Origin of the sequence: Comamonas testosteroni (assembly GCF_014076415.1) — a bacterium.
Taxonomy (GTDB): Bacteria; Pseudomonadota; Gammaproteobacteria; order Burkholderiales; family Burkholderiaceae_C; genus Comamonas; species Comamonas testosteroni_F.
This window is the reverse complement of sequence record NZ_CP043568.1, coordinates 5,639,288-5,664,368: the sequence shown is the minus strand read 5'-3', so window position 1 is coordinate 5,664,368 and position 25,081 is coordinate 5,639,288. Positions and strand designations below refer to the sequence as shown.

The 25,081-nt window shown below is 62.6% G+C and carries 25 protein-coding genes and 1 pseudogene; 13 read left to right on the top strand and 13 right to left on the bottom strand.

Annotated elements, in window-relative coordinates; translation table 11 throughout:
• Positions 1 to 93: 93 nt before the first annotated feature.
• Positions 94 to 2,286 carry a malate synthase G gene (locus tag F0P97_RS26090; RefSeq protein ID WP_182284935.1) on the bottom strand — a complete coding sequence of 731 codons (2,193 nt, stop codon included), beginning with the start codon at positions 2,284 to 2,286 and terminating at the stop codon, positions 94 to 96.
• A gap of 494 nt (positions 2,287 to 2,780) precedes the next feature.
• Here F0P97_RS26090 and F0P97_RS26085 point away from each other — a divergent pair, with 494 nt between their 5' ends.
• Positions 2,781 to 3,140, top strand: coding sequence for a hypothetical protein (locus tag F0P97_RS26085; RefSeq protein WP_182284934.1), 360 nt, complete (start codon positions 2,781 to 2,783; stop codon positions 3,138 to 3,140).
• A gap of 69 nt (positions 3,141 to 3,209) precedes the next feature.
• Here F0P97_RS26085 and F0P97_RS26080 read toward each other — a convergent pair whose 3' ends face one another.
• Together F0P97_RS26080 and F0P97_RS26075 are read right to left on the bottom strand one after the other, a co-directional pair.
• Positions 3,210 to 3,896 (bottom strand): response regulator transcription factor, encoded by a 687-nt coding sequence (locus F0P97_RS26080; protein WP_003080929.1) that lies wholly within the window; start codon positions 3,894 to 3,896, stop codon positions 3,210 to 3,212.
• A gap of 12 nt (positions 3,897 to 3,908) precedes the next feature.
• Positions 3,909 to 5,108 (bottom strand): sensor histidine kinase, encoded by a 1,200-nt coding sequence (locus F0P97_RS26075; RefSeq protein ID WP_182284933.1) that lies wholly within the window; start codon positions 5,106 to 5,108, stop codon positions 3,909 to 3,911.
• Between the two features lie 388 nt (positions 5,109 to 5,496).
• Between F0P97_RS26075 and F0P97_RS26070 the strand changes: the two genes are divergently transcribed.
• Both F0P97_RS26070 and F0P97_RS26065 read left to right on the top strand, forming a co-directional pair.
• Positions 5,497 to 6,432 (top strand): LysR family transcriptional regulator, encoded by a 936-nt coding sequence (locus F0P97_RS26070; protein ID WP_003060536.1) that lies wholly within the window; start codon positions 5,497 to 5,499, stop codon positions 6,430 to 6,432.
• An 84-nt stretch (positions 6,433 to 6,516) separates the two neighbouring features.
• Positions 6,517 to 6,963 (top strand): DUF2214 family protein, encoded by a 447-nt coding sequence (locus F0P97_RS26065; RefSeq protein ID WP_182284932.1) that lies wholly within the window; start codon positions 6,517 to 6,519, stop codon positions 6,961 to 6,963.
• Between the two features lie 65 nt (positions 6,964 to 7,028).
• Here the strand turns inward: F0P97_RS26065 and F0P97_RS26060 are convergent, their stop codons facing one another.
• Positions 7,029 to 7,394 carry a hypothetical protein gene (locus F0P97_RS26060; RefSeq protein ID WP_232538071.1) on the bottom strand — a complete coding sequence of 122 codons (366 nt, stop codon included), beginning with the start codon at positions 7,392 to 7,394 and terminating at the stop codon, positions 7,029 to 7,031.
• A gap of 156 nt (positions 7,395 to 7,550) precedes the next feature.
• On the opposite strand from F0P97_RS26060, the gene argS reads away from it, so the two are divergent.
• From argS to F0P97_RS26030, 6 genes are all read left to right on the top strand, one after another.
• A complete protein-coding gene (gene argS, locus F0P97_RS26055) occupies positions 7,551 to 9,260 on the top strand; it encodes an arginine--tRNA ligase (protein WP_003068188.1) in 1,710 nt (569 codons plus the stop codon).
• Between the two features lie 101 nt (positions 9,261 to 9,361).
• Positions 9,362 to 10,066: an SPOR domain-containing protein gene (locus F0P97_RS26050; protein WP_182284931.1), complete on the top strand. Its 705-nt coding sequence runs from the start codon at positions 9,362 to 9,364 to the stop codon at positions 10,064 to 10,066.
• 155 nt (positions 10,067 to 10,221) lie between these two features.
• Positions 10,222 to 10,872 (top strand): thiol:disulfide interchange protein DsbA/DsbL, encoded by a 651-nt coding sequence (locus tag F0P97_RS26045; RefSeq protein ID WP_182284930.1) that lies wholly within the window; start codon positions 10,222 to 10,224, stop codon positions 10,870 to 10,872.
• A gap of 130 nt (positions 10,873 to 11,002) precedes the next feature.
• Positions 11,003 to 11,659 (top strand): lipopolysaccharide transport periplasmic protein LptA, encoded by a 657-nt coding sequence (lptA, locus tag F0P97_RS26040; RefSeq protein ID WP_182284929.1) that lies wholly within the window; start codon positions 11,003 to 11,005, stop codon positions 11,657 to 11,659.
• Positions 11,656 to 12,438 (top strand): LPS export ABC transporter ATP-binding protein, encoded by a 783-nt coding sequence (gene lptB / locus F0P97_RS26035; RefSeq protein ID WP_003068196.1) that lies wholly within the window; start codon positions 11,656 to 11,658, stop codon positions 12,436 to 12,438. The genes lptA and lptB overlap by 4 nt, the downstream gene beginning before the upstream one ends.
• A 145-nt stretch (positions 12,439 to 12,583) precedes the next feature.
• A complete protein-coding gene (locus tag F0P97_RS26030; RefSeq protein ID WP_182284928.1) occupies positions 12,584 to 14,185 on the top strand; it encodes an RNA polymerase factor sigma-54 in 1,602 nt (533 codons plus the stop codon).
• 190 nt (positions 14,186 to 14,375) lie between these two features.
• Here the strand turns inward: F0P97_RS26030 and F0P97_RS26025 are convergent, their stop codons facing one another.
• From F0P97_RS26025 to F0P97_RS26015, 3 genes are all read right to left on the bottom strand, one after another.
• On the bottom strand, positions 14,376 to 15,296 hold the full coding sequence (locus tag F0P97_RS26025) for an aspartyl/asparaginyl beta-hydroxylase domain-containing protein (RefSeq protein ID WP_182284927.1): 921 nt from the start codon (positions 15,294 to 15,296) through the stop codon (positions 14,376 to 14,378).
• Positions 15,297 to 15,429: 133 nt separating this feature from the next.
• Complete coding sequence (locus F0P97_RS26020) at positions 15,430 to 16,662, bottom strand: DUF711 family protein (protein ID WP_182284926.1); 1,233 nt, start codon at positions 16,660 to 16,662, stop codon at positions 15,430 to 15,432.
• Between the two features lie 57 nt (positions 16,663 to 16,719).
• On the bottom strand, positions 16,720 to 17,058 hold the full coding sequence (locus F0P97_RS26015; protein ID WP_182284925.1) for a tRNA-binding protein: 339 nt from the start codon (positions 17,056 to 17,058) through the stop codon (positions 16,720 to 16,722).
• Positions 17,059 to 17,237: 179 nt separating this feature from the next.
• Here F0P97_RS26015 and F0P97_RS26010 point away from each other — a divergent pair, with 179 nt between their 5' ends.
• Both F0P97_RS26010 and F0P97_RS26005 read left to right on the top strand, forming a co-directional pair.
• Positions 17,238 to 18,536: a THUMP domain-containing class I SAM-dependent RNA methyltransferase gene (locus F0P97_RS26010; protein WP_182284924.1), complete on the top strand. Its 1,299-nt coding sequence runs from the start codon at positions 17,238 to 17,240 to the stop codon at positions 18,534 to 18,536.
• Complete coding sequence (locus F0P97_RS26005; protein WP_003068209.1) at positions 18,533 to 19,024, top strand: PIN domain-containing protein; 492 nt, start codon at positions 18,533 to 18,535, stop codon at positions 19,022 to 19,024. Before F0P97_RS26010 ends, F0P97_RS26005 begins: the two co-directional genes overlap by 4 nt.
• A gap of 120 nt (positions 19,025 to 19,144) precedes the next feature.
• On the opposite strand, the gene F0P97_RS26000 is transcribed toward F0P97_RS26005, so the two are convergent.
• The gene (locus tag F0P97_RS26000) at positions 19,145 to 19,543 is read right to left on the bottom strand and encodes a VOC family protein (RefSeq protein WP_269780080.1); all 399 of its coding nucleotides are present in this window, start codon (positions 19,541 to 19,543) and stop codon (positions 19,145 to 19,147) included.
• A gap of 419 nt (positions 19,544 to 19,962) precedes the next feature.
• On the opposite strand from F0P97_RS26000, the gene F0P97_RS25995 reads away from it, so the two are divergent.
• Positions 19,963 to 20,280, top strand: a complete 318-nt coding sequence (locus F0P97_RS25995) for a DMT family transporter (RefSeq protein WP_182284923.1) — start codon at positions 19,963 to 19,965, stop codon at positions 20,278 to 20,280.
• A 134-nt stretch (positions 20,281 to 20,414) separates the two neighbouring features.
• Positions 20,415 to 21,551 (top strand): 3-deoxy-7-phosphoheptulonate synthase, encoded by a 1,137-nt coding sequence (locus F0P97_RS25990; protein ID WP_232538070.1) that lies wholly within the window; start codon positions 20,415 to 20,417, stop codon positions 21,549 to 21,551.
• Between the two features lie 99 nt (positions 21,552 to 21,650).
• On the opposite strand, the gene F0P97_RS25985 is transcribed toward F0P97_RS25990, so the two are convergent.
• From F0P97_RS25985 to ureE, 5 genes and pseudogenes are all read right to left on the bottom strand, one after another.
• The gene (locus tag F0P97_RS25985; RefSeq protein ID WP_182284922.1) at positions 21,651 to 22,166 is read right to left on the bottom strand and encodes a GNAT family N-acetyltransferase; all 516 of its coding nucleotides are present in this window, start codon (positions 22,164 to 22,166) and stop codon (positions 21,651 to 21,653) included.
• A gap of 625 nt (positions 22,167 to 22,791) precedes the next feature.
• The gene (gene ureG / locus F0P97_RS25980; RefSeq protein WP_182284921.1) at positions 22,792 to 23,451 is read right to left on the bottom strand and encodes an urease accessory protein UreG; all 660 of its coding nucleotides are present in this window, start codon (positions 23,449 to 23,451) and stop codon (positions 22,792 to 22,794) included.
• Between the two features lie 32 nt (positions 23,452 to 23,483).
• Entirely contained in the window at positions 23,484 to 23,816 is a 333-nt protein-coding gene (locus F0P97_RS25975) for an antibiotic biosynthesis monooxygenase family protein (protein WP_182284920.1), read from the bottom strand.
• A gap of 13 nt (positions 23,817 to 23,829) precedes the next feature.
• Positions 23,830 to 24,546 carry an urease accessory protein UreF gene (locus tag F0P97_RS25970; RefSeq protein ID WP_182284919.1) on the bottom strand — a complete coding sequence of 239 codons (717 nt, stop codon included), beginning with the start codon at positions 24,544 to 24,546 and terminating at the stop codon, positions 23,830 to 23,832.
• Positions 24,533 to 25,051 (bottom strand): annotated as a pseudogene (gene ureE / locus F0P97_RS25965) (urease accessory protein UreE); the annotation flags it as partial. The pseudogene ureE and the gene F0P97_RS25970, both read right to left, overlap by 14 nt.
• Positions 25,052 to 25,081: the final 30 nt, after the last annotated feature.

Here is a 25,081-nt window from a genome sequence, read left to right as displayed (position 1 = left end):
GCTTGAATCAATAGGATCATGTAGAAATGCCTTCCAGATCTATTGATATCAAGCGAAAGCCACTCCTTATTCAGGAGCAGCCTTGCCAGGCCATCAAGCGCCGGCCTTGACCTTCAGGCGCCAGGCATGCAGCAGGGGTTCGGTGTAGCCAGAAGGCTGTTCCTTGCCCTTGAACACCAGATCCAGAGCCGCCTGATAAGCTGCGCCATCGGGGTTGGCCACCAGGCTCTTGTAGGCGGCGTCGCCGGCGTTCTGCTCGTCCACGATCTTGGCCATGCGGGCATAGCTGTCGCGCACCATGGCTTCGGTGACGATGCCGTGCTGCAGCCAGTTGGCGATGTGCTGGCTGGAGATACGCAGCGTGGCGCGGTCTTCCATCAGGCCCACGTTGTGGATGTCGGGTACCTTGGAGCAGCCCACGCCCTGGTCGATCCAGCGCACCACATAGCCCAGGATGCCTTGCACGTTGTTGTCCACTTCCTGCTGCTTTTCCGCATCGCTCCAGTTGGGGTTGGTGGACACGGGCACTTGCAGGATGGCGTTGAGCAGCTCGTCGCACTCGGCGTCGGCGTTGGGGCTTTCCAGACCCTTTTGCACGTCGGCCACATTGATCTGGTGATAGTGCAGGGCGTGCAGGGTGGCACCGGTGGGCGAGGGCACCCAGGCGGTGTTGGCACCGGCCTTGGGCTGGGCAATCTTCTGCTCCAGCATGGCCTTCATCAGGTCGGGCATGGCCCACATGCCCTTGCCGATCTGGGCGCGGCCGCGCAGGCCCATGTTCAGGCCGACCAGCACATTGTTCTTTTCATAGGCGGGCAGCCAGGCGCAGGTCTTCATGTCGGCCTTGCGGACCATGGGGCCGGCATGCATGGCGGTGTGCATTTCATCGCCGGTGCGGTCCAGGAAGCCGGTGTTGATGAAGGCAACACGTGCCGGGGCGGCTGCAATGGCGGCCTTCAGATTGGTCGAAGTGCGGCGCTCTTCGTCCATGATGCCGAGCTTGACGGTGTTCTCGGGCAGGCCCAGAACCTTTTCCACGCGGCCGAACAGCTCGTTGGCAAAAGCGGCTTCGGCGGGGCCGTGCATCTTGGGCTTGACGATGTAGACGCTGCCGGTGCGGCTGTTCCTGATGCCGTTGGCACCGTTGCCCTTGAGGTCATGGATGGCGATGGCGGTGGTCACCAGCGCGTCCATGATGCCTTCGGGGATTTCCTTCTGCTCGGGGCCCCACAGCACGGCGGGGTTGGTCATCAGGTGGCCCACGTTGCGCACGAACATCAGCGAGCGGCCGTGCAGCTTCACGGGCTTGCCATCGGCGCCGGTGTATTCGCGGTCGGGGTTCAGACCACGGGTCACGACCTTTCCGCCCTTTTCAAAGGACTCGGTCAGCGTGCCCTTCAGAATGCCCAGCCAGTTGGCATAGCCGTTGACCTTGTCTTCGGCATCCACGGCGGCCACGGAGTCTTCCAGATCCAGAATGGTGGACAGGGCGGCCTCGACCACCACGTCGGCCACGCCGGCAGCATCGGTGCTGCCGATGGGGGTGGACTTGTTGACGATGATGTCGATGTGGATGCCGTTGTTCTTGAGCAGCACCGACTTGGGAGCCGCAGCATCGCCCTGGTAGCCGATGAACTTGGCTTCGTCCTTGAGGCCGGTCTTGCTGCCGTCCTTCAGGGACACGACCAGCTTGCCGCCTTCGACGGCGTAGCCGGTGGAATCCTTGTGCGAGCCCGAGGCCAGGGGGACGGCCTGATCGAGGAAGTTGCGTGCGAACTCGATGACCTTGGCGCCGCGCACGGGGTTGTAGCCCTTGCCTTTTTCAGCGCCGCCTTCTTCGCTGATGGCGTCCGTGCCATACAGCGCGTCGTACAGCGAACCCCAGCGGGCGTTGGCGGCGTTCAGCGCGTAGCGGGCGTTCAGGATGGGGACGACCAGCTGGGGGCCGGCCTGGATGGCCAGCTCGGCATCCACGTTTTCTGTCGTGGCCTTGGCATCCTTGGGGGACTCGACCAGATAGCCGATGGTCGTCAGGAACTTGCGGTAGGCCACCATGTCGGTGATGGGGCCGGGGTTGGCCTTGTGCCAGGTATCGAGCTCTGTCTGCAGGCGATCGCGCTCGGCCAGCAGGGCTGCGTTCTTGGGCGCCAGATCGGCCACGATGGCGTCGAAGCCCTTCCAGTAGGTGTCCTGGTCCACGCCCGTGCCAGGCAGCACTTGCGTGTTCACAAAGTTGTACAGCTCGGTGGCGACTTGCAGGCCGTGGACTTGGGTGCGATCAGTCATTGGAAACCTCTGGTTGTGATGTCTCAGGATTCAGGAGTCGTTGCCCATCATGGGCAGCATGTGTGGAGACTGTATTTGAATTTTTTGAGTACATAAATAGCCTAAATAGTTCAGAACTCATGATGTTTTTATATGGAGTCTCTGGGGTTTATGCGTTTTTAAGTAGCAAAGGCGCCAGAGCTCGTCAGTTCTGACCGCTATGCGCGGCGGCTGCGGTGGTGACTGGCTCAGCAATGGTTTGCAGAAACCGGATGAGGCGGCGCGAGGTCTCTCCCGAAGCAATAGCTTCAATCGCTTGCGAGGCCTGAGCTGGCGGCAGATTGGACGGTGTTTTCACGTGTCTGATCTTTGTTTCTGAAGTAAGTGCGCGCCATCAAATGACAAGGCTTTGTCTGTCATCAGTCGATATCCGCGCTCAGAAATGATTTGTTAATCTTGAAACAAATTGAGCATCTTCCGATATCGGCCAGCCAATCTTTACCAAGGAGCTCCTGATGGCGAATCTGAACGAAAGCCTGCAAGATCTGATGACCCTGGATGGCGCCATGTGCGCGGCAGTGGTGGATTACAACAGCGGCATGCTGCTGGGCAGCATAGGTTCCGGCGTGGACCTGGAGCTGGCCGCAGCGGGCAATACCGAAGTGGTGCGCGCCAAGATGAAGACCATGAAGTCCCTGGGTCTGAACGACAGCATCGAAGACATTCTGATCACCCTGGGCAAGCAGTATCACATCCTGCGCCCTGCCGAGAAGATCAACGGCATCTTCATCTACTACGTGCTGGACAACGGCCGTGCCAACCTGGCCCTGGCCAGGCGCAAGGTCTCGGACGTGGAGTCCAGGTTCGTCATGTGATTCAGCCGGTCTGAAGGCACGCAACGGGCCTGGAGGCCCGTTCTTGCTTTCTGCGCCGCGCCGGATTGATCAGGCCGCTATCAAGGGGGCGCGGAACTGGTAACCGACTTTCTGCTGGGACTGCAGCGGCACGGCCACGGGCGTCGCCTTTTCGATGCGGCGCCGCAGGCGGTAGATGGTGGCGTGCAGGTTGTTGTCGGACTCGGCTGCGCTGGTATGGGTCAGCAGGCTGCGGATATGGTCGCGGCTTACGGTTTCGCCCTGGGCCTGCAAAAAGCACTCCATCAGCATCAGGTCGGTGGCGCCCAGCTCCACGTTCTGGCCGTCGGGAGCGGTCAGCAGGCTGCGGCGGCTGTCCAGCTTCCAGGCCGTGGCCGTGCGGGCCGTGGTCATGATGCGCCGGTGCACGGCGCGCACGGCCAGTTCCACCTGCTCGAAGGTCACGGGCTTGGTCAGATACATATCGGCACCAGCATTGATGACCTCGGCAAACACTTCGGGCCCCAGGCGCCCCGAGACGATCAGCACGCCCGCCTGGCTGCGCTTGCGGATGATGCGCAGCAGCTCGGTGCCTGCCACCCCGGGCAGCATCAGATCCAGTACATAGAAATCAAAGCGATAGGGAGCATCGTCGGCCAGCAGGTCGCTGCTGTCGCTGTATGCCGTGACCTCCACACCCTGGCCGCGCAGATGCTGGGCCAGAAATTCGCAGTACTCGGTGTCGTCGTCGACCAGGGCAAGAGTGGCAGGCAGCATGGGCGGCGGACCTCATTCGGCAAGACCTTGGGGAATGACCAGGCGCATGATCGTGCCATGCGGGCTGTGCGGCAGAGCTTGTACTGTACCTTGGTGCAGCTGCAAGACCGAATGCACGATGAACAGGCCCAGACCGCCACCAGGGCGGCTGTGGCTGTGGTTGCCGCGCGAGCCTTTTTCGAACAGACGCGGGAGCAGCTCCTCGGAAATCCCGGGGCCTTGGTCCATGACTTCCAGAATCAGCGCCAGCGGTTCGTCGGACTCGGAGATGCGCAGCTGCACCCGGGTATCTGCGGGCGCATAGGCCAGGGCGTTGTTGAGCAGATTGCGAAGCGTCAGCCGCATCAGCGCCGGATGCAGTTGTACGGTGCGTGCCATGCTCAGCCATTGCACATCGATGCGCGGGCGCAGGTCGGCTGCAATATCGTGCAGCACCAGCTTGATCAATGTCGGCAGATCGGTCTCGCTGGAGGCACCGGCCTTGCCGCCCGCTGCCAAGATCGTGCCGGCGGTCAGGGTGTTGTCCAGTGTGCCTATCACCTGCTGCAGCACATGCTCGGCGCGCAGCAAGGCCCTGGCGGCAGGCGCGGCATCGGCCAGATGCAGATCTTCGATGGCCTTGAGCGTGGCCTGCATGGCAGCCGAGGCATTGTTCAGCGGCTGGCGGATTTCATGGGAGAGCAGTTGCAGCATCTCGTTGTGTTCGCTCAGCATGGCCGTGCGCCAGTCCAGCAGGGTACGCAGCCTGTCGAGCTCGCCCGCGTCCTGGCGGCTGCTGCGCAGTTGCTCGTGCAAGGCCTGCAGCTGCTCGCGCTGGCGTGCAACGACTTCGCCACACGCATATTCGCGTCCTATGTCGCTGAGCAGCATCAGCACCTCGTGCCGGCCCTGGGCATCGGCGGCGCCGGGCGTGAGCTGGATGCGGCGGTGGTGCTGCGAACCGGCGTCACCGGGCCGTATATCGTCATATTCCTGGTGCAAGCCTCGGGCGGCGGCGGTAAAGCGCGGGCCGTGGACTTGCCAGGTCTGGGCAGGCAGCAGACCCTGCAACGGCTGGCCGATGGGGCTTGCGCCCTCGGGCACATCCAGCCATTGGCACCAGGCGGGAGTGGCCATGAGCAGCAGCCCTTCGGCATTCCAGAGCGCGCAGCCCTGGCCGGAGCGGCCCAGCAGATCGGCCAGTTGGGCGGCAGAAACGGGTGAAAAGCTCATGACGGCAGGCGGCAGCGGATTTGTAAATGTGTTTTGCAAATCATAGGTTTAACGTCTGGCTGTGCCCAATAGCTCATGGCGCTGGCGAATAAGCGATATTCCTGCCTCAGGGAAAACGGTAAATTTTGATATAAACATATATAAACATCAAAGATTCACTGGCAACTTGTGACTTCTAAGTAAGATATATCGCAATGAAGTCGCATGCGGGGCAGGCGTGCAGCGCTGATTGATGACTTTTATAGTGATAGCACTCAGCGCTCTTGTTTAAAGAACTTTCGATAAAAACATTTGAGAAATCAAGACTGCTTGTGCGGTATGTGCTCTTGTATTAATAGTGCACGCTACCGCAGCAGGAGACAACACGGACCAGACAGGAGCAGCGGTCATGGACAAACTCAAGGCATTTGAGTCTTTTGTATCGGTAGCGACCAGGGGCAGCTTGACGGCTGCAGCCAAGGCCGAAGGTGTGGCGCCCGCCATCATGGGGCGCCGTCTGGACGCTCTGGAAGAGCATCTGGGCGTCAAGCTCATGGTGCGTACCACGCGCCGCATCTCGCTGACGCATGAAGGCAGCGCCTTCCTGGAAGATTGCCAGCGCCTGCTCTCCGATGTGTGCAATGCCGAGGCCAGCGTGTCGGCCGGCGGAGTCAAGGCCACGGGCCATCTGCGCATCACGGCGCCGGCCGGTTTCGGGCGCCGCCATGTGGCGCCGCTGGTGCCGCGTTTCCGCGACCTGCATCCCGATGTCACCATTTCGCTGAACCTCAGCGACCGCGTGGTCGATCTGGCGGGAGAGGGCTTCGATTGCGCGGTGCGCGTGGGTGATCTGCCGGACTCGGCCCTGGTCAGCGTGCGCATTGCCGACAACCGCCGCCTGTGCGTGGCCACGCCCGGCTATCTGGAGCGCCGCGGCACGCCCAAGCATCCCAGCGAGCTGACCCAGCATGACTGCCTGACGCTGTCGTCCGACGCCTCGCAGACGAGGGGCTGGGCCTTCCGCATCCCGCATCCCGAAAGCGGCACCAGCGAAGTCGTGCACTTCAAGCCGGGTGGCCCGCTGGATTGCTCCGATGGTCAGGTGCTGCACGACTGGTGCCTGGGAGGCTGGGGCATTGCCTGGCGCAGCACCTGGGAGGTGGAGGCCGAGATCGCCGCTGGCCGCCTCGTGCCCGTGCTGGAAGAGTTTGCCGCACCTCCCAACGGTATCTTCGTGGTCTTCCCCCAGCGCAAGCACATGCCGCTGCGCGTGCGCATGTGGATCGACTACCTCAAGCACCACTACAACCAGCCGGACTTCTTTCGTCTCGGCGTGGATCTCTGAGCGGGCCTGAAACGGTAGACAATGGACTGGTCGCCGTGGCCTGATACAGGCCGCTGAACCCGTCCTTTTTTCTACTGTGAAGCCATGACCTTTGAAGCTGTTCTTGCCAGCGCCCATCTGCTGGCGATCCTGACCCTGGTGGTGTTTCTGACCAGCCAGGCCGCCCTGTGCCGTGTGGAATGGATGAATGCCGCAGTGGTGCAGCGTCTGGCGCGGCTGGACATGATCTACGGCATTGCCGCCGTCATCCTGCTGCTGACCGGCATCGCGCGCCTGGTCTGGGGCGTCAAGGGCATGGGTGCCTATACGGCCTCGCCGCTGTTCCACCTCAAGATGACGCTGTTCGTCATCGCCTTTGTGCTCTCGCTCAAGCCCACGCTGACCTTCCGCCGCTGGAAGAAGACGCTGGATGCGAGCGGCCGGCTGCCGGCGCCCGAAGAGATCAAGCAGACCCGCAAATGGGTGATGTGGCAGGGCCATGTGGTGCCGGTGATCGCCGTGGTTGCCATCTTCTGGGCGCGCGGCATGTAGGCCTGTGCCGGGCCGTGCGAAGGGCGAAGGCCGCTGCAAAGCGGCCTTTTTCACGTCTGCGGCATTCAGAAGCTGCCGCGCAGCGTCAGCATCACCTTGCGTGGATTGCCATGGTGGCTGCTGTTGACCAGGTTGCCGATCAAGGTGTAGCAGCGCTTGTCGAACATATTGTTAAGTGTCAGCGAGGCCTGCCATTGCCTGTTGATCTGGTAGCGCACATAGCTGCTCCACACGGCACTACAGGCGCCGGGCAGCCGGTAGGTGATCCAGGGGCGCAATATGTGCCTGGGCGTGTAGGTATTGAAGTCCAGGCCCTGGTTGTTGATGTCGCGCTCGTAGATGTTGCGGTTGAAGGTGTAGCCGGCAGACAGGCTCAGGCTCCAGCTGCGGCTGCGGCTGAGCTCGCCGCTGAACGTGGGCGTGGCCTGCATTCCGTGTTTAAACGAGAATGACTTTCATTTGTGCGATGGCTGTGTATGGCCGGCGAGACATGCGGATGCGGCCCTGCAGCCTGTGAACCGGCCCTGGAACAAGGGTGTGGCGCCAGCGATTCGGCAGGACTTGAATCCGGCACGTAAAATCCCGCGATGCTCTCCGTCAAACAGGAATTGCTCGCAGCCCTGGCTGCTGAGCTCGAAACACTCTCGCCCGGCGCTGGCGCACGCGCTGCGTTTGAAAACCCCAAAGTGGCAGCCCATGGCGATTTCGCCTGCACGGCGGCCATGCAGCTGGCCAAGCCTCTGAAGGCCAACCCGCGCGCCCTGGGCGAGCAGCTCAAGACCGCGCTGGAGGCTACCGCAGCCTTCCAGCAGTGGGTGGATGCGATTGAAATCGCGGGCCCGGGCTTTCTCAACATCCGCCTCAAGCCTGCTGCCAAGCAGGAGGTGGTGCGCGAAGTGCTGGCGCAAGCCCAGAAGTTCGGCTACCAGGCCGATCGCGGCGAGAACATCCTCGTCGAGTTCGTCTCCGCCAACCCCACCGGCCCTCTGCATGTGGGCCATGGCCGCCAGGCTGCGATCGGCGATGCGATCAGCAACCTCTATTCCACCCAGGGCTGGAAGGTTCACCGCGAGTTCTATTACAACGACGCGGGCGTGCAGATCGACACCCTGACCAAGAGCACCCAGCTGCGCGCCAAAGGCTTCAAGCCCGGTGATGAATGCTGGCCCACCGACAGCGAAAACCCGCTGGCCAAGAATTTCTACAACGGCGACTACATTGCCGACATCGCCAAGGCTTTCCTGGCCAAGGAAACCATCAAGGCCGATGACCGCGAGTTCACCGCCAACGGCGATGTCGAGGATTACGACAACATCCGCCAGTTCGCCGTGGCCTATCTGCGCAACGAGCAGGACAAGGACCTGCAGGCCTTCAACCTGAAGTTCGACGAGTACTACCTCGAGTCCAGCCTCTATGAAAACGGTCATGTCGAAGCGACCGTGAACCGCCTGATCGCCAACGGCAAGACCTATGAGCAGGACGGCGCGCTGTGGCTCAGGTCCACCGACTACGGCGACGACAAAGACCGCGTGATGCGCAAGACCGACGGCGGCTACACCTACTTTGTGCCCGATGTGGCCTATCACATCCAGAAGTTCAAGCGCGGCTTCACCAAGGTGGTGAACATTCAGGGTACGGACCACCACGGCACCATCGCCCGCGTGCGCGCCGGCCTGCAGGCTGCCGATGTGGGCATTCCCGAGGGCTACCCCGACTACGTGCTGCACACCATGGTGCGCGTGGTGCGCAACGGCGAAGAGGTCAAGATCAGCAAGCGCGCCGGCTCCTACGTCACGCTGCGCGATCTGATCGAGTGGACCAGCAAGGACGCAGTGCGCTTCTTCCTGCTCTCGCGCAAGCCCGACACCGAGTACACCTTCGACGTGGACCTGGCCGTGGCCCAGAACAACGACAACCCCGTGTACTACGTGCAGTACGCCCATGCGCGGATCCAGTCCGTGCTGCGCGCCTGGCAGGAAGCCGGCGGTGCCGGCCTGGCGGCACTCAAGGATGTGGACCTGTCCGCACTGGAAGGCCCGCAGGCCCAGGCCCTGATGCTGCTGCTGGCCAAGTACCCCGAGATGCTGACCGCTGCTGCCGAAGGCAATGCACCGCACGACGTGACCTTCTATCTGCGCGATCTGGCCTCCAGCTATCACAGCTACTACGACGCCGAGCGCATTCTGGTGGACGACGAAAAGGTCAAGCTCGCACGTCTGGCCCTGGTCGCTGCCACGGCCCAGGTGTTGCACAATGGGCTGGCGGTGCTGGGTGTGAGCGCACCCGAGCGCATGTAATCCCAGTTTCCTGTCCATCGGTCGCCTTGCCGGCCTTGCCTGTCAGTGGCCGATGGGTCTGAGAATGGAATAACTGAAGCAGAAAGCGTTAAGCGACTGATATGAAGAACCAGCAACGCGGTGGAACCATCCTGGGGCTTATCTTTGGCATGGTCATCGGTCTGGCTGCGGCTCTGGCCGTGGCCATCTATGTGACCAAGGTGCCGGTGCCTTTCCTCAACAAGGGTGGAAACAACACTCAGCGCGATGCGGCCGAGGCCGAGCGCAACAAGAACTGGGATCCCAACGCACCGCTGCAGAGCCGCCAGCCTGCGCCTCCCCCGGTGACACCACCAGTTCCTCCGAGCGACGTGACGGTCTCGCCGCCCACGCCTGCGGTACAGCCTACTGCAACCGGCGGAGTCACCACGCCGCCGGCACCAGCGACGCCGGACAAGACGGCCAAGCCCGCATCGGGCGATCCGCTGGGTGATCTGGTCAAGGAACGCTCCGCCGCCGCCGACAAGGCAGACAAGGCGCGTGCAGACAAGGAAAAGGCGGCCACGCAGACTGCATCCTCTTCGGACTCTGCATTCAACTACTTTGTGCAGGCCGGTGCTTTCCGCGGCCAGAGCGAAGCGGAAGCGCAGCGTGCCAAGCTGGCCATGCTGGGCTGGGAGTCGCGCATCAGCGAGCGTGAGCAGAACGGCATCACCGTTTTTCGCGTGCGCGTGGGGCCGTTCAGCAAGCGTGACGACGCGGAGCAGCTCAAGGGCAAGCTCGATGGCGCGGGCGTGGACTCGACCCTGGTGCGTGCAGCGCGATAATCGGCCCTGCGAGGCGTTGTGCAGCCTCTCTCTGCGGATCCCTCAGGCTGCGGCCCGAGGCGTCCCAGACAGCGGGTGCGAGATTTAGGACTTTGCTGAACTTTTTGGGGCCGCTGGGCTCTGATACTGCAGACCTGATACAGGAGTTTTTTTAGATGAAACGTCGCGAATTCTCTCTGGCTGCCTCGGCAGCTGCTGCCGGTGCCCTGACTTTGGGTGCCTCCTCCAGCTGGGCCCAGGGCGCTGCGCCCAAAGAAGGCAAGGACTACATCAAGCTCGGCAAGCCCGCCAGCGTGAGCGCGCCGGCCGGCAAGGTCGAGGTGGTCGAGTTCTTCTGGTACAGCTGCCCGCATTGCAATGTCTTCGAGCCCCAGTTCGAAGCCTGGGCCAAGAGCCAGCCTGCCGATGTGGTGGTTCGCCGCGTGCCCGTGGCTTTCAATGCCTCTTTCGTGCCGCAGCAGAAGCTCTACTACGCTCTGGAGGGCATGAACCTGCTGCCCCAGCTGCACGCCAAGGTGTTCCGTACCATTCACGTGGATCGCAATCTGCTCAAGACCGATGACGCCATCTTTGACTGGGTCGGCAAGCAGGGCGTGGATCTGGCCAAGTTCAAGGAGGTCTACAACTCCTTCACCGTGGCCAATCAGGCGCGCAAGGCCGCCCAGCTGCAAAACGAGTATGACGTGGAAGGCGTGCCCGCCATGGGTGTGGCCGGCCGCTACTACACGGACGGCACCAGGGCCGGCAATATGGACAATGTGCTGCGCGTGGTCAATGCGCTGATCGCCTCCAGCCGCAAGGCCTGAGATCAGGCAGCAGACGCCAGTGACGTTTGATGCCCAGCAAGCCCGCCGCCGTGCGGGCTTTTTTGTGGGTGTTTTTTACGCAAGTTGCAAAAAGGGAATGACTACAATGGATGCAAGAAACGTGCCTTCCATGAAAAAAACACTCCTACCTCTTGCGCTGGCCTGCGCCCTGGCAGCAGCGACCGGCATTGTCCATGCCGAAAAAGCCGACAGCGCCAAGCCCATGAATATCGAGGCGGATGCGTTGCGTCATGACGAGCTGCAGCAGACCAGTGTCTTTACCGGCAATGTGGTGATGACCAAGGGCTCCATCGTGCTGCGCGGCGCCCAACTCGATGTGCGGCAGGATGCCGAGGGCTATCAGTACGGCGTGATCAAGGCCGAGGCCGGCAAGCGAGCATTCTTCCGTCAGAAGCGCGATACCGTGGCCGGTCAGCCCGAGGAGTTCATCGAGGGCGAAGGCGAAGTCATCGAGTACGACGGCAAGGCCGATATCGTCAAGTTCATCCGTCGTGGCGAGATGCGCCGCTACCGTGGCGGTCAGCTCAGCGATCAGGTCACGGGCTCCATCATCGTCTACAACAACATCACGGACGTCTATACCGTCGATGGTCAGAAGACCAGCGGCGGCCTGCCGAGCTCCTCCGTGGGGCAGGGCGGTCGTGTGCGCGCCATCATGGCGCCCAAGGACGGCACGCCGGGAGCCCAGCCCAAGCCTGCAACACCTGGCACGCAGCTGCGCCAGAGCATGACGCTGGGCGGCGAGAAAGCCGACGAGAAGAAATGAGCGAACCGACTTTCTCCAGCAGCCGCAGCGGCGAGTCCGACAGCCGCCTGGAAGCCAAGCATCTGGCCAAGTCCTACGGCAGCCGCAAGGTGGTCAAGGATGTGTCCCTGTCCGTGCAAAAAGGCGAGGTGGTCGGTCTGCTCGGCCCCAACGGCGCGGGCAAGACCACATCGTTCTACATGATCGTGGGCCTGGTGCGCAGCGACGGCGGCGAGATCTTCATCGACGGCCAGCCGGTGGGCGGCATGCCGATTCACCAACGCTCGCGTCTGGGCCTGTCCTATCTGCCCCAGGAAGCCTCCATCTTTCGCAAGCTCAGCGTGGAAGACAATGTGCGCGCCGTGCTGGAGCTGCAAAAGGACGAGCAGGGCAAGACGCTGACGCAGGGCGAGATCGAAAAGCGCCTCACCGGCTTGCTGCAGGAGCTGCGCGTCGAGCATCTGCGCCAGTCGCCGGCACTGGCTCTGTCCGGCGGTGAGCGCCGTCGCGTGGAAATTGCCCGAGCCCTGGCCACGCAACCGCGCTTCATCCTGCTTGACGAACCGTTTGCCGGCATCGACCCGATTGCGGTGATCGAGATCCAGCGCATCATCGGCTTCCTCAAGGAGCGCGGCATCGGCGTGCTGATTACCGACCACAATGTGCGCGAGACGCTGGGCATCTGCGACCACGCCTTCATCATCAGCGACGGCCATGTGCTGGCCGAAGGCACGCCCGAGGAGATCGTGGAGAACGCCGATGTGCGCCGCGTCTATCTGGGCGAACATTTCAGAATGTGATGACCCCCACGTTCCTTCACTTTGTGTGGTCGCTGCCCCCGGAAGGGACCCTGACCGGCTGCGCCGGGGTTTGCCCTGGGGAGACCCGGCTGCCAACCCATGGCACTGTGCGCGTTTGCAATGATTGTCTGGGAGCCGCGCCTCGATGAAGCCAGGTCTCTCGCTACGCGTTTCGCAGCATTTGTCGCTGACGCCGCAGCTGCAGCAATCCATTCAGCTGCTGCAGCTCTCCACTCTGGAGCTGGCGCAGGAAGTCGAGCAGATGCTGGTCGACAACCCTTTTCTGGAACGTGCTGGCGATGAGGCCGAATCTACGGGAGATGCTCCTGTAGATGTAGCTGCTAGCGCAAGTGAATACAACACTTCAGACAGTATTCATGCTGAAAATGATGCGAAGCAAACGCAAGCAGCTGCTGAAACAATAGCGGAGACGCCAAGTGCCGAGACCCCGGAAACGCTGAACTGGGAGGCCGACGGCATGGACGGCCAGGACGGGGAATGGGGCGGCGAATCCAGCAGCGAGTGGGATACGCCCTCGGCCAGCAGCTCCACACGCAACCGCGATGGCGATGACGAAACCGATGCCATCGATCTGGCGCGCGAGCACCAGAGCCTGACCGACTTTCTCCATCGTCAGGCGCTGAGCCTGCATCTGGGCGCGGCGGACATGGCGGCACTGCGCTTTCTCATCGAGTCGCTCAACGACGACGGCTATCTCGAGGATTCCCTGCAGGAGCTGGCGCAGAGCCTAGCCGGCGACGACCTGGAAGAGCGCGAGGAGCTGGAGCAGCACTTTGTCATTGCTCTGAAGCTGCTGCAAAGCCTGGAGCCCGTGGGCGTGGGCGCGCGTGATCTGGCCGAGTGCCTGCAGCTGCAGCTGCGCGACCTGATCCGCACCGCCGAGGACGAGGGCACGACCGAGGCGCATATGAACCGGCTGCTGCTGGCGCAGGCCATCTGTGCGCAGCCCATGGACCTGCTGGCGCGGCGCGATCTGCGCAAGCTCACCAGCCTGTGCGGCGCGCGCGAGGAGCAACTGCGCGAGGCCATGGCATTGATCGCCAGACTGGAGCCGCGTCCGGGGCGTCGCTTTGTCGATGTGGAACGCCATATCGTGGTGCCCGATGTCATCGTGCGTCCGGTGCGGGCCGGCGCCGGCCGGATGGACTTTTCCGTGCAGCTCAACCCCGAGGTCATGCCGCGTCTGCGCGTGCACGACATCTATGCCGGTGTGCTGCGCCGCCACAAGAACAGCGACGGCCATGCGGCGCTGCAGCAGCAGCTGCAGGAGGCGCGCTGGTTCATCAAGAACATCCAGCAGCGCTTCGACACCATCTTGCGTGTTTCCGAAGCCATCGTGGAGCGGCAGAAGAACTTCTTTGTGCATGGTGAGCTGGCCATGCGCCCGCTGGTGCTGCGCGATATCGCCGACACCCTGGGCCTGCACGAGTCCACCATCAGCCGCGTGACCACGGCCAAGTACATGGCCACGCCCCAGGGCACCTTCGAGCTCAAGTATTTCTTCGGCTCGGGCCTGGGTACGGAAACCGGCGGCAGTGCCTCCAGCACGGCCGTGCGTGCGCTGATCAAGCAGTTCGTCGATGCCGAAGATGCCAAGAAGCCGCTATCGGACGCCAAGCTGGCCGATATGCTCAAAGAGCAGGGCATCGAGTGCGCGCGCCGCACCGTCGCCAAATACCGCGAGCAGCTCAAGATACCGACGACCACGCTGCGCAAGGCGCTGTAGGGCACCGCAGAAACAAGAAAGCCGCTGATGCATCGCACAGCGGCTTTCTTGTTCTGCATTTAGGGCGGGAGCCTTGATAAGGCATTTCTCAAGTCAGGGGCAGCGAGCAAGAGCCGCCCTTGCGGCGATGCCGCCGTCCCCCTTGGGGGCGCCCGGCCAGGGGGAAGGCGCGTAGCGCCTCAGGGGGTTATCAAGAAACCAGCCACCAGATAAACCAGACCAGCACGCCGATCATCAGTCCGAACTTGAGGATCTTGTAGAAGGTCGGATTCCAGTTGCGGAAGGCGCGGCGGTACTTGCCCGCATAGAACGAGATCTTGAACAGCTTGCTGATCATGCCGCGCGGATCGCCTTCGTTGTTGGGCGAGCTGGCGGCGGCCACCACATTCTTGCCCAGCCAGTGATTGAGCCACTGGGCAAAGCCATTGGTCATGGGACGCTCCACGTCGCAGAACAGCACGATGCGGTTGCCCTCGCTGCGGTTCTCGGCCCAGTGCATAAAGGTCTCGTCGAAGATCACGCCTTCGCCTTCGCGCCAGCTATAGGGCTGGCCGTCGACCTCGATCATGCAGCGGTCGTCGTTGGGGGCCAGCACGGCCAGGTGATAGCGCAGCGAGCCTGCATAGGGGTCGCGGTGCAGATTGAGCTTGGCGCCGGGCGGCAGCTCGGCAAACATGGCAGCCTTGACGCTGGGAATCGACTTCACCAGGGCCGTGGTCTTGGGGCACAGCTCCATGGCCGAGGGGTGGGCGTCGCCGTACCATTTGAGGTAGAAGCGCTTCCAGCCGGTCTTGAAGAAGGAGTTGAAGCCTGCGTCGTCGTTGTTGGCGGCGGCCTTGATCTGCATGTTCTTTTGCAGATTGACGGCTTCCTCGCGGATTTCACGCCAGTTGGCCTGCAGCGGTGCCAGCTCGGGGAAGGTGCTGGTGGGCAGGTAGGGCGTGCGCGGTACCTTGCTGAACATCAGCATGAAGACGTTGAACGGCGCCGTGAACGTGGAGTGATCAAACAGCTGGCGCAGCACCTTGTGGCGCACCTTGCCGCGCAGATGCATGTACAGCCCGCAGCCAAAGAAAAGCAGCACCAGTGCCAGAACGATAATTTTTGCCATAAGAGCCAATTTTACCGGGGGCACCCCGGCGGCCACCATGGGGGCAGGTCAAACAGAACCGGGGTAGGGGAATATCAAAAGCAATAGCTGCCGGCGCTTGACGGCCAGGCGCAGAAGCCCGCCTGTTAGATGCTCAAGGCAGAGCCAGTACGGCGCAGTTGCACAGATCGGCGCTCTCGAAGGCCGTTCTGTCGCCCGCTTTGAGCCCCGGCACGGGGAACAGGCGCACAGTCAGCGGCTTGTTGAGGCGAAAAGCCATGGTGCCCGTATCGCGCATGACGGCAGCGATCTGCTCGGCGCTGCTGTCGCCCGGCACGGGTACGGTATCGAGGCCGATGCCGCAGACGCTGCTATAGGTCAGCAGGGCGCGGATATCGAATTCGTCATTCAGACTGGCCTGGGCCAGGCCTTCGTCCTCGGTCACGGCCAGCATCAGGCCGCTGAATCCGATCTGCGTCACGCCGCTGACCGATTTGAAGACGCGGGTCAGCAGGGCCGAGGCTTCCACCGTGCCGCTGGCGCCGAAACAGGGCACGCCCAGCAGTTGGTAGACATCGACCATGGAGGCGCAGGACTTGGACGGCGCAGCCGAGGTGTCCATGCCCGCGATATGCCAGCCCTCGGCCAGCGTCACGCCGTCGGCACAGCGCTGGATGGCAGTGGCATGCTCGTTCAGGGTCTGGCTCAGGCGCTCGAATGCGAGCCTGAACCACGCCGCGTGATCGAGCTGCAGGCGCTGCTGCTGCAGCTGCTGCAGTTCAGCCACCATGAGGTCTGGCGTCTCCAGACCCAGCACCAGGGCGCCGTGGTGCTTGCCGCGGTGGTAGCTGGCCGGGAAATAGGGAATGCCGGGCGCGCAGTTGAAGTTGACCGTGAAGTTGAAGTTGCCTTCGCCGCGCGGCGTGGTGCGCGCGATTTGCTGAATCGCCTGCACGCTGTGGGCCAGCAAGTCGGTCTGCAGAAAGCCGTGTTCATCCAGATCGATGTTCACGCAGGCGTTGCACAGGTCGCCATAGGCGGCAATCAGCTGCGGCAGCAGGGCCACTTCCTGCGCATTGCGCGCTTCGCCCACGGCAAAGCGGATGCGGCGTTTGCCGGTGTTGATGGTGTTGAGCGTTTCGGCAATGCGCTGCAGGCCGGCGAGGGCGCTGTCTATGCCGCAGACGTTCAGGTATTCGCCGAACGGGTTGCTCACGATGCGGATGGACTGCACCTGATAGCCCCGGGCCTCGATGGCATCGGCCACGGCATCGCATTGCTGCTTGGCCTGGGTCAGGCCGGCCTGCCAATGTGCCTCATCGGCGCTCAGGTTGACAAAGGCAGTGACGGTGCGCACGCGCACCAGAGGGTTGAAGCTGATATTCATAGCAGTATCCGCAGGCAGGAGAATGGCTGGTGGCCATTTTGCCTCTGAATATGCCGATCACAGCAGGCGTGTGCCCAGCGGCACCTCCCTGTCGGGCACGCACAGGGCCACGGCTCCCGTGGCATCGTGAAAACCGGTCACAAGACATTCGCTCATCAAAGGCCCAATCTGCTTCTTCGGAAAGTTGACCACGGCCACCACCAGGCGGCCAATCAAGTCCTCGGGCCGGTAATGCTCGGTGATCTGTGCGCTGGACTTGCGCTGGCCCAGCTCGGGGCCCAGGTCCACCAGCAGCTTGTAGGCAGGTTTGCGAGCCTCGGCAAAGACCTCGGCCTGGAGCACGCGGCCCACGCGCAGCTCCACCTTCATAAAGTCGTTCCAGCTGATTTCTTCCATGTCGTCATTGCTCCTTGGCCTGGCATCATGCCTTGGGCCCTGCGTGCATCTGTAGAGCAACGCTTGTCGTGCGCGGGCACCGGAAAAGGCCTAGCGCGTATGCTTATGCCCTGTAAAGCGCACAACAGGCTCCCGTGAGCGTCCGGCGCCTGCGCCGTTGCTGGCGCGCACTGATTTCTATGAACCAACTGCATTTGTTTCTGCCCTGCGCCGCCGGCGTCGAGGGCTTTCTGGCCGACGAGGTCCACGCCATCACCGGCGCCAGCGGGCAGGATCTGCTCGTGGGCCGGGGCGGCGTCATGCTGCGCGGCATGTGGCGCGATGCCATGCTGCTCAATCTGCACAGCCGTCTGGCCCAGCGCGTGCTGATCGAGCTGTCGCACACCATGTACCGCAGCGAGAACGATCTCTACCGTGCCGCCAGCGAGGTGGCCTGGGAGATCTGGTTCACGCCCAAGGAAACCTTCAAGATCGAAGTCACGGCCCAGCATAGCCCGCTGACCAGCCTGAACTTTGCGGCGCTCAAGGTCAAGGACGCGATTGCCGACCGTTTTCGCGCCAAGCGCAACGGCGTGCGCCCCAGCGTCGAGACCCATCACCCCGATGTGCGCGTGCACCTGCACCTGACGACCGACGGTGCCACCATCTATATCGACACCTCGGGCGAGGCACTGTTCAAGCGCGGCTGGCGCGAAGACAAGGGCGATGCCCCGCTCAAGGAAACCCTGGCCGCAGCCATGATTGCAGCCTCGGGCTGGAACCCGCATGGAGACAATCCCCAGCCGCTGTACGACCCCTGCTGCGGCAGCGGTACCCTGGTGATCGAGGCCGCGCAGATCGCGCGCAGGATTCCGGCCGGCATTCTGCGTCGCTTTGCGTTCGAGAAGCTCGTGCCTTTTCAGCGCCATGTATGGGAAGCCATGCTGGATGAGGCGGAGAGCCAGATCCTGCCCGAATCGCCGGTGGGCATTTACGGCTCTGACATCGCCTTCCGCATGGTGGACTTTGCCCAGCGCAATGCCGAGCGTGCAGGGGTGTCCGATACCGTCAGCCTGCGCGGCGGTGATGCCTTGCAGCGCATGCCGCCCTGCGAGCAGCCGGGCATGATGCTGCTGAACCCGCCCTACGGCGAGCGTATCGCGGCAGCTGGCAGCGCAGGCCGCAATGCGGCGGAGCGCATGGGCCAGGTCGAACGCGCAGGCCGTGAAACCGCGCAGACCGAGGACGGCGGCGAATTCTTCAACCAGCTGGCCAGCCACTGGAAGAAGAACTACAGCGGCTGGAGCGCCTGGATGCTGACGCCCGATCTCAAGCTGCCCAGCAAGATGCGCCTCAAGGAGTCGCGCCGCACGCCCATGTGGAACGGCCCTATCGAGTGCCGTCTGTTCCGCTTCGACATGATCAAGGGCGCGGTCAAGCCACGCAAGCCTGCGGACGATGCTGCTCAGAACGGATCGCCGGAAGGCCGGCCTCAATGAAGATCGCTCCCCTGCGCTGGCCGGCCTGCAACGCCGGCTACGACGGCCCGTTGCCGCGTCCCATGATTCTGGACACCAATGTGGTGCTGGACATGCTGATCTTTGACGATCCGGATATCCCCGCCATCCGTGAACTGGTCGCCCGTGGCGAAGTGCGCTGGATTGCCGATGAAGCCCAGCGCATCGAGCTGGGCCGCGTGCTGCACTACAGCCAGATTGCACCGCGCGTCAGCTACTACGGCAAGACGCCCGAAGGCGTGATGGCCGCTTTTGATGCAGCCGTCGAATATGTGTCCGCTGCACCCAAGATCCGCTTTACCTGCACCGACCCCGACGATCAGCATTTCCTCGATCTGGCCAGCCAGCACAAGGCCTTGCTGGTCAGCAAGGACAGGGCCGTGCTCAAGCAGCGCAAGCGCGTGGCAACGCACTATGGCGCGACGGTTGGCAATGTGGTGGTGATGGAAGAGGAGCGGCTGGCCGCCTAGTGTGGCGCAGCAAGGCGTGCACCCCGGTATCGACTGGCAGCGCTACTTGGAGCTGCTGTGTCAAACAGGCTCTTGCACCTGTTTTTGCCTGAGTATTGCCTCCGTTGCCTGCTCGTTGGCTCAGTCGAAAAACCGCATGCCCGCATAAGGCCGCAAGCGGCATTGCGCCAGGCGGCTCTCCAGCGAACCGACATGGGCTTCGAGCTGGTGCTCATCCGGGTCCAGAAAGTAGAAGGAATCGCCTTCGCTGCGGTTGCTCTTCCACTCCCGGACGCCGCACGACCTGGCATGCTCCACAAGGTGCGCAAAGTCCTGCTGGGCAATGGTGAATGCATAGTGGGTGTAGCCAGAGGCGCGGGCCTGGCTTCGTTGCTCGTCTGATGACAGGCACAGCCATAGATCGCCGAGTTGCAGATAGGCGCCCATATCCCACTGCGCGCGTGGACGAAAGCCCAGCACGCGCACGTAGAAGTCCATGCTGCGCTGGAGGTCCGTGACGGCCAGAGTGAGGTGGTTCAATCCTTAAAGCATGATGGCAATGGGCGGGCATGGCACAAGCCGTCCAGTGTGCCATTGCCGTGCATCAGCTCTGTCCCTGCATGGCGCAGTCCTAGCGGGTCAGAAGGTGCTGCGCACTGCCTGTGTTGTGCGCGGGGCATCCATAAGCGCCATGGCGCCGCTTCTGCCGGCATCGGGCCCGCGAAGTCCGTCGCAGTCCGCCAAACCTTGCACTGCCACATGGAATCCACAGGCACCGCCGGCCGGAGCCAACGATACACCGGCCCATGGTTGTGGCGGCCGAACCACCCATGGCTGGCCCGGATTTGCCCATGCGGATTAGGATTCATGCCGCAGGGACGACCTTGCCAGGCGATGCGATGCATGGCCTGTATTCCTGCCGGGACGGCCTGGTCATTCGATCTTCAATGAGGTTTTCTATGGCTTGGGTTTATCTGCTGGTGGCCGGCGCTCTGGAGGTGGTCTGGGCCTTCACCATGAAGCAGTCCCATGGTTTCACCAACCTCAAATACAGCGCCATCACCATCGTGGCCATGATCGCCAGCTTCGGTCTGCTGTCGGTGGCCATGCGCTCGCTGCCCCTGGGCACGGCGTATACGATATGGACCGGTATCGGTGCCGTGGGTGCATTCCTGGTGGGCGTCACGGTGCTGGGCGAGCAGCTCAGCGCCATGCGCGTGGGAGCGGCTGTCCTGATCGTCAGCGGTCTGGTGCTGATGAAGTTGTCGGCGGAATGAATGCCCGGGCTTCGTCCCGGCCAGCGCTGCAGTTCCGTGCGGAGGTCGTACCCGATCTCCTGGCGTGAAAAGTCGGCAGTATGGCGGCGGTGGACGAACGCGTGGGGTGAAGCGCATGGCGCGACAATAACGGTATGACATCCTCCACGACGCCCCTGCATCCCGGCGCAGCTTCGGCCCGCAAGGCCCAGCCCAAACTGACCACGCTGGACAAGACCCGCATTGACGACACACGCATCAAGATCGTGCGCCCGCTGCTGACTCCGGCACTGCTGGAAGAGTGGCTGCCCGTGACCGAAGAGGCGCAGCAGCTGGTCGAATCCAGCCGTGCCGCCATCTCGCGTGTGCTGCATGGCCAGGATGACCGGCTGGTGGTGGTGGTCGGACCCTGCTCCATTCACGATCACGATCAGGCCATGGATTACGCGCGCCAGCTCAAGGTCCAGGCCGATGCGCTCAAGGACGATCTGCTGATCGTGATGCGGGTCTACTTCGAGAAGCCGCGCACCACCGTGGGCTGGAAGGGCTATATCAATGACCCGTACCGCGATGGCAGCTTTGCCGTCAACGAAGGGCTGGAGCTGGCGCGCCGCCTGCTGCTCGATGTGCTGGCGCTGGGCCTGCCGGCCGGCACGGAATTCCTGGATCTGCTGTCGCCGCAGTTCATCAGCGATCTGGTCAGCTGGGGCGCGATTGGTGCGCGCACCACGGAGAGCCAGAGCCATCGCCAGCTGGCCAGCGGTCTGAGCTGCCCTGTGGGCTTCAAGAACGGCACCGATGGCGGCGTGAAGGTGGCCAGCGATGCCATTTTGGCCGCCCAGTCCTCACATGCGTTCATGGGCATGACCAAGATGGGCCAGAGTGCGATCTTCGAGACACGCGGCAATCAGGACTGCCACATCATCCTGCGCGGCGGCAAGGCTCCCAACTACGACGCGGCCCATGTCCAGGCCGCGTGCGAAGTGCTGGAAAAAGCCGGCCTGCATCCGCAGGTGATGATCGATTTCTCGCATGCCAACAGCAGCAAGCAGCATCGCCGCCAGATCGATGTATCGGCGGATGTGGCCCAGCAGATTGCCGGGGGCGACACGCGCATCACCGGCGTGATGATCGAAAGCCATATTCATGAAGGCCGTCAGGACATCGTCGAAGGGCAGGAGCTGCAATACGGCGTTTCGCTCACCGATGCCTGCATCAGCATGGAGCAGACGGCTCCGGTGCTGGAGCAACTGGCAGCCGCCGTGCGCGCGCGTCGCCTCAAGGTGGCCTGACGCCGGACAAACGAGGCTGGATGGACAAGAGGCGCCGAGGCGCCTCTTGTTCTTTTCAACGAGTAGTCCTTTTGGGCATTGGGCGGGCCGCCCGTGTCATCAAAGCTCCAGCGTCAGCTTGAGCATGTCCTTGTGCTGTACGCCGCGCTCCCATAGCGGGGTGGTGTAGTTCTGCAAAAAGAAGTCGCGCTCGATGTCGGTGACGCGAAAACCCAGGCGTTGATAGAACAGCAGCTGGTCGCCAAAGCTGCCAGTTCCCACGTCCAGCTGCTGCACGCCGCGTTCGCGCATCTCACGGATGGCGCGCTGCAGCAGGGCCGAACCTATGCCCTTGCTCTGCCAGGCCGTGGACACGGCCATGTTCATCAGCTCCCACCTGTGGCGGCCGTCGCCCTCGGGGACCAGCACGCATACGCCGATCAGGGCGCCGAGGCCGCTGGGCGTGAACTGGGTCGTCTGGCGCGCTCCGAAGCAGGTGGATCCGGGCAGATAGCGCTTGATGCGCTCGCGTGAGGGGTCGGCCAGCAGCAGCAGATGCCAGGGGGCTTCTGCGGGGTTCATGGTGGTGATATGCCAGGAGTCGGTCGTGCCGGGGCCGGTCAGCGTGGAGCTCATACGCGCACTCCGCTGCGGCGGAAGGCGGGCGCTGCATATCGGCCGGGCTGGATGTCGGCATTCACTCGATGGGACGCAAACCCGTCCATCTGCTGCAAACCACAATCTCGCGCCATTTCCACTTTCCACCTGCGGGAGTTGTGAGCCCGCCACAAATATTGTCAACAGGCCATAGCGTAGCAGTCGGCGGGCAAATTCGGTGACGTACTGGTGAAAAGTACAGCGTTCTGCGGCAATTTTGATGCAGGAATCTCGCAAACATTGATCTGCACAGGCCTTGCAACTGCGTGAGCGAGCACTTCAGGGCAGTGCACTGACGAGTCTGACGTTCTTTGCGCAGGACGGGCTTTGCAAAAATGGAGCTAGTGGTTTATACTTATCAACAAGGGTTAACCCTTAAGGTTTAACCCGCGAATGACAGTACATGAGATGCGGGCTGTCCATCGCTTGAAGTGCATCTCTTGATTTCATAGAAAGTTCATCATGCGCCAAGCTATCAACTCCCTGATCGAATTCATCCAGGAAGCTCGCGAGTTCCATCTGGATCTGGCCAACCAGTAATCACGCACTGGTTCGAGAAACAGCCGCCGCTCCAGGCGGCTTTTTTTCGTCCCGAAAGAAGTGCTCAGGCCGTCAGCAGGCCCTGTTTCTCTATGAAGGCCACTACCTCGTCCAGGCCGTCCAGTGTCTTGAGGTTGGTCATCACAAAGGGCTTGAGGCCCTTGGGCGTGGTGCGCTGCTTGATGGTGTCGCTGCGCATGATGTCCAGATCGGCGCCCACATGGGGAGCCAGGTCGGTCTTGTTGATGACGAGGAGATCGCTCTTGGTGATGCCGGGGCCGCCCTTGCGCGGAATCTTCTCGCCTGCTGCCACGTCGATCACGTAGATGGTCAGATCCGACAGTTCGGGGCTGAAGGTGGCCGCCAGGTTGTCACCGCCCGATTCGATGAAGACGATGTCGGCATCGGGGAAGTCCTTGAGCATGCGGTCAATGGCTTCCAGGTTGATGGAGGCATCCTCGCGAATCGCCGTGTGCGGGCAGCCGCCGGTTTCCACACCCATGATGCGCTCGGCGGGCAGGGCGCCGCTGATGGTCAGCAGGCGCTGGTCTTCCTTGGTGTAGATGTCGTTGGTGATGGCGACCAGGTCCCATTTGCCGCGCATGGCCTTGCAGAGCATCTCCAGAATCGTGGTCTTGCCCGAGCCGACGGGCCCGCCTATGCCCACGCGCAGCGGCGGCAGCTTCTTGGTGCGGTTGGGGATATGGTGCAGTGCGGTCGACATGGTGAGTTCTTTGGTGAATGAGAGGGTTGCGATCAGCGGGCCTTGCCGTAGGCACGTTCCACCTTGGCAATGCGCAGCTCGAAATGCTGGTACCAGGTGGTGTGGCCTTTTTCCTGGGCGATCTGGTGCTCGGCGTTGTGCTTCCATTGACGAATGGCTTCCTCGCTTTCCCAGTAAGACACGGTGATGCCGAAGCCCTGGGCGTCGCGGGTGCTTTCGGCGCCCAGATAGCCTGCCTGCTGGCTGGCCAGCTCCACCATGCGGTCGGCCATCTCGCCATAGCCCTGGTCCGCCTGGGTGCGCAGGGAGGTGAAGATGGCGGCGTAGTACGGTGGCTGGGGTGTGGCGGCAAACAGTGCAGACATGGCGGATGAAAGTTCAGCTACGGAAAAGTCGAGAATACTGGTGCTCATGCTGGGCCGAGAGAATGGCCAGCATGGGCGAAAAAGCCTGTCTTGCGTTGTCCGGCAACGCCAGCGCGTATTCGACGGCGGCGGGAATCTCTGAAGTCAGTCGCGCCAGGATGCGCTGGCCGGCGCTCTGGCCCAGGGGCACGGTCTTGATGGCGGCCTGAACCATGTTCTCTGCCCAGCCAAAGGCATAGGCCAGCAGTGCATCGCGCGGCGTGGCGCCGGTGCACTGGGCCGCCAGCGAGAAGGCGATAGGGTAGCAGGCATCCTGAGCGGCCAGCCAGTGGACGCAGGCCAGTGGGACGGATTCATCGGCGTAGCGGTTTTTCAGCCACTCGGTCAGCGAGCGGCCCATCTGCTCGGTCTGCAGGCGCAGCTCGCTGGTTTCGCGGGTGACTCTTACCCACTGGTTGAGGCTGGCGATACGCGCCAGATCAGCGCTCTTCCAGGCCGGCATGGCCTGTGCAATCACGGCCATGTCCCCGCGCGACTGGGTCAGATGCAACTGCTGCACCAGCCAGCCGGCGGCCTCTGCTTCCGTTGTGACCAGCGCCGCATTGATGGCCGCTTCAAGCCCTTCCGAGTAGGAAAAGCCGCCGATGGGCAGGGCCGGCGAGGCCAGCCACATCAGCTGCAGAAAGCTCTGCGCGCCAAGAGCCAGCAGTGGCTCAGTGGGCGTGGTCATGCGAGTGTCCATGGCCATGATGATGGTGGCTGTGGCCATCATTGGTCACATGGCCGCCATAGGCGCCTCCTTCGGGTTCGAAAGGCAGGTCTGCTTCGACCACCGTCATATGCATGCTGCGCAGCATATCGGCCAGCACATGGTCGGGTTCGATCTTCAGATGGTCGGGCTGCAGCTCGATCGGCACATGGCGGTTGCCCAGATGGTAGGCCGCGCGCATCAGGTCAAATGGCGTGCCATGCTCGGCGCAGGCCGTGATGTGCAGCACTTTTTGCGGTGCGGCCAGCACGCGGATCAGGCTGCCGTCTTCGGCCACCAGCACATCGCCGCCGCGCACGGCCTGGCCGCGTGGCAGAAAGACGGCCAGCTCGCGACCCTGGCTGTCGGTGGCGGCAAAGCGGCTCTTCTGACGCAGATCCCAGTCCAGTTCCACGGACGCGGCGCGTTTGAGGATGACGGCGGAAAGGCCCTGACCCTGGAGCAGCAGTTTGTTGGCAGTCAGCATGGTGAGTTCACAATGAAATAAAAAGCCCGA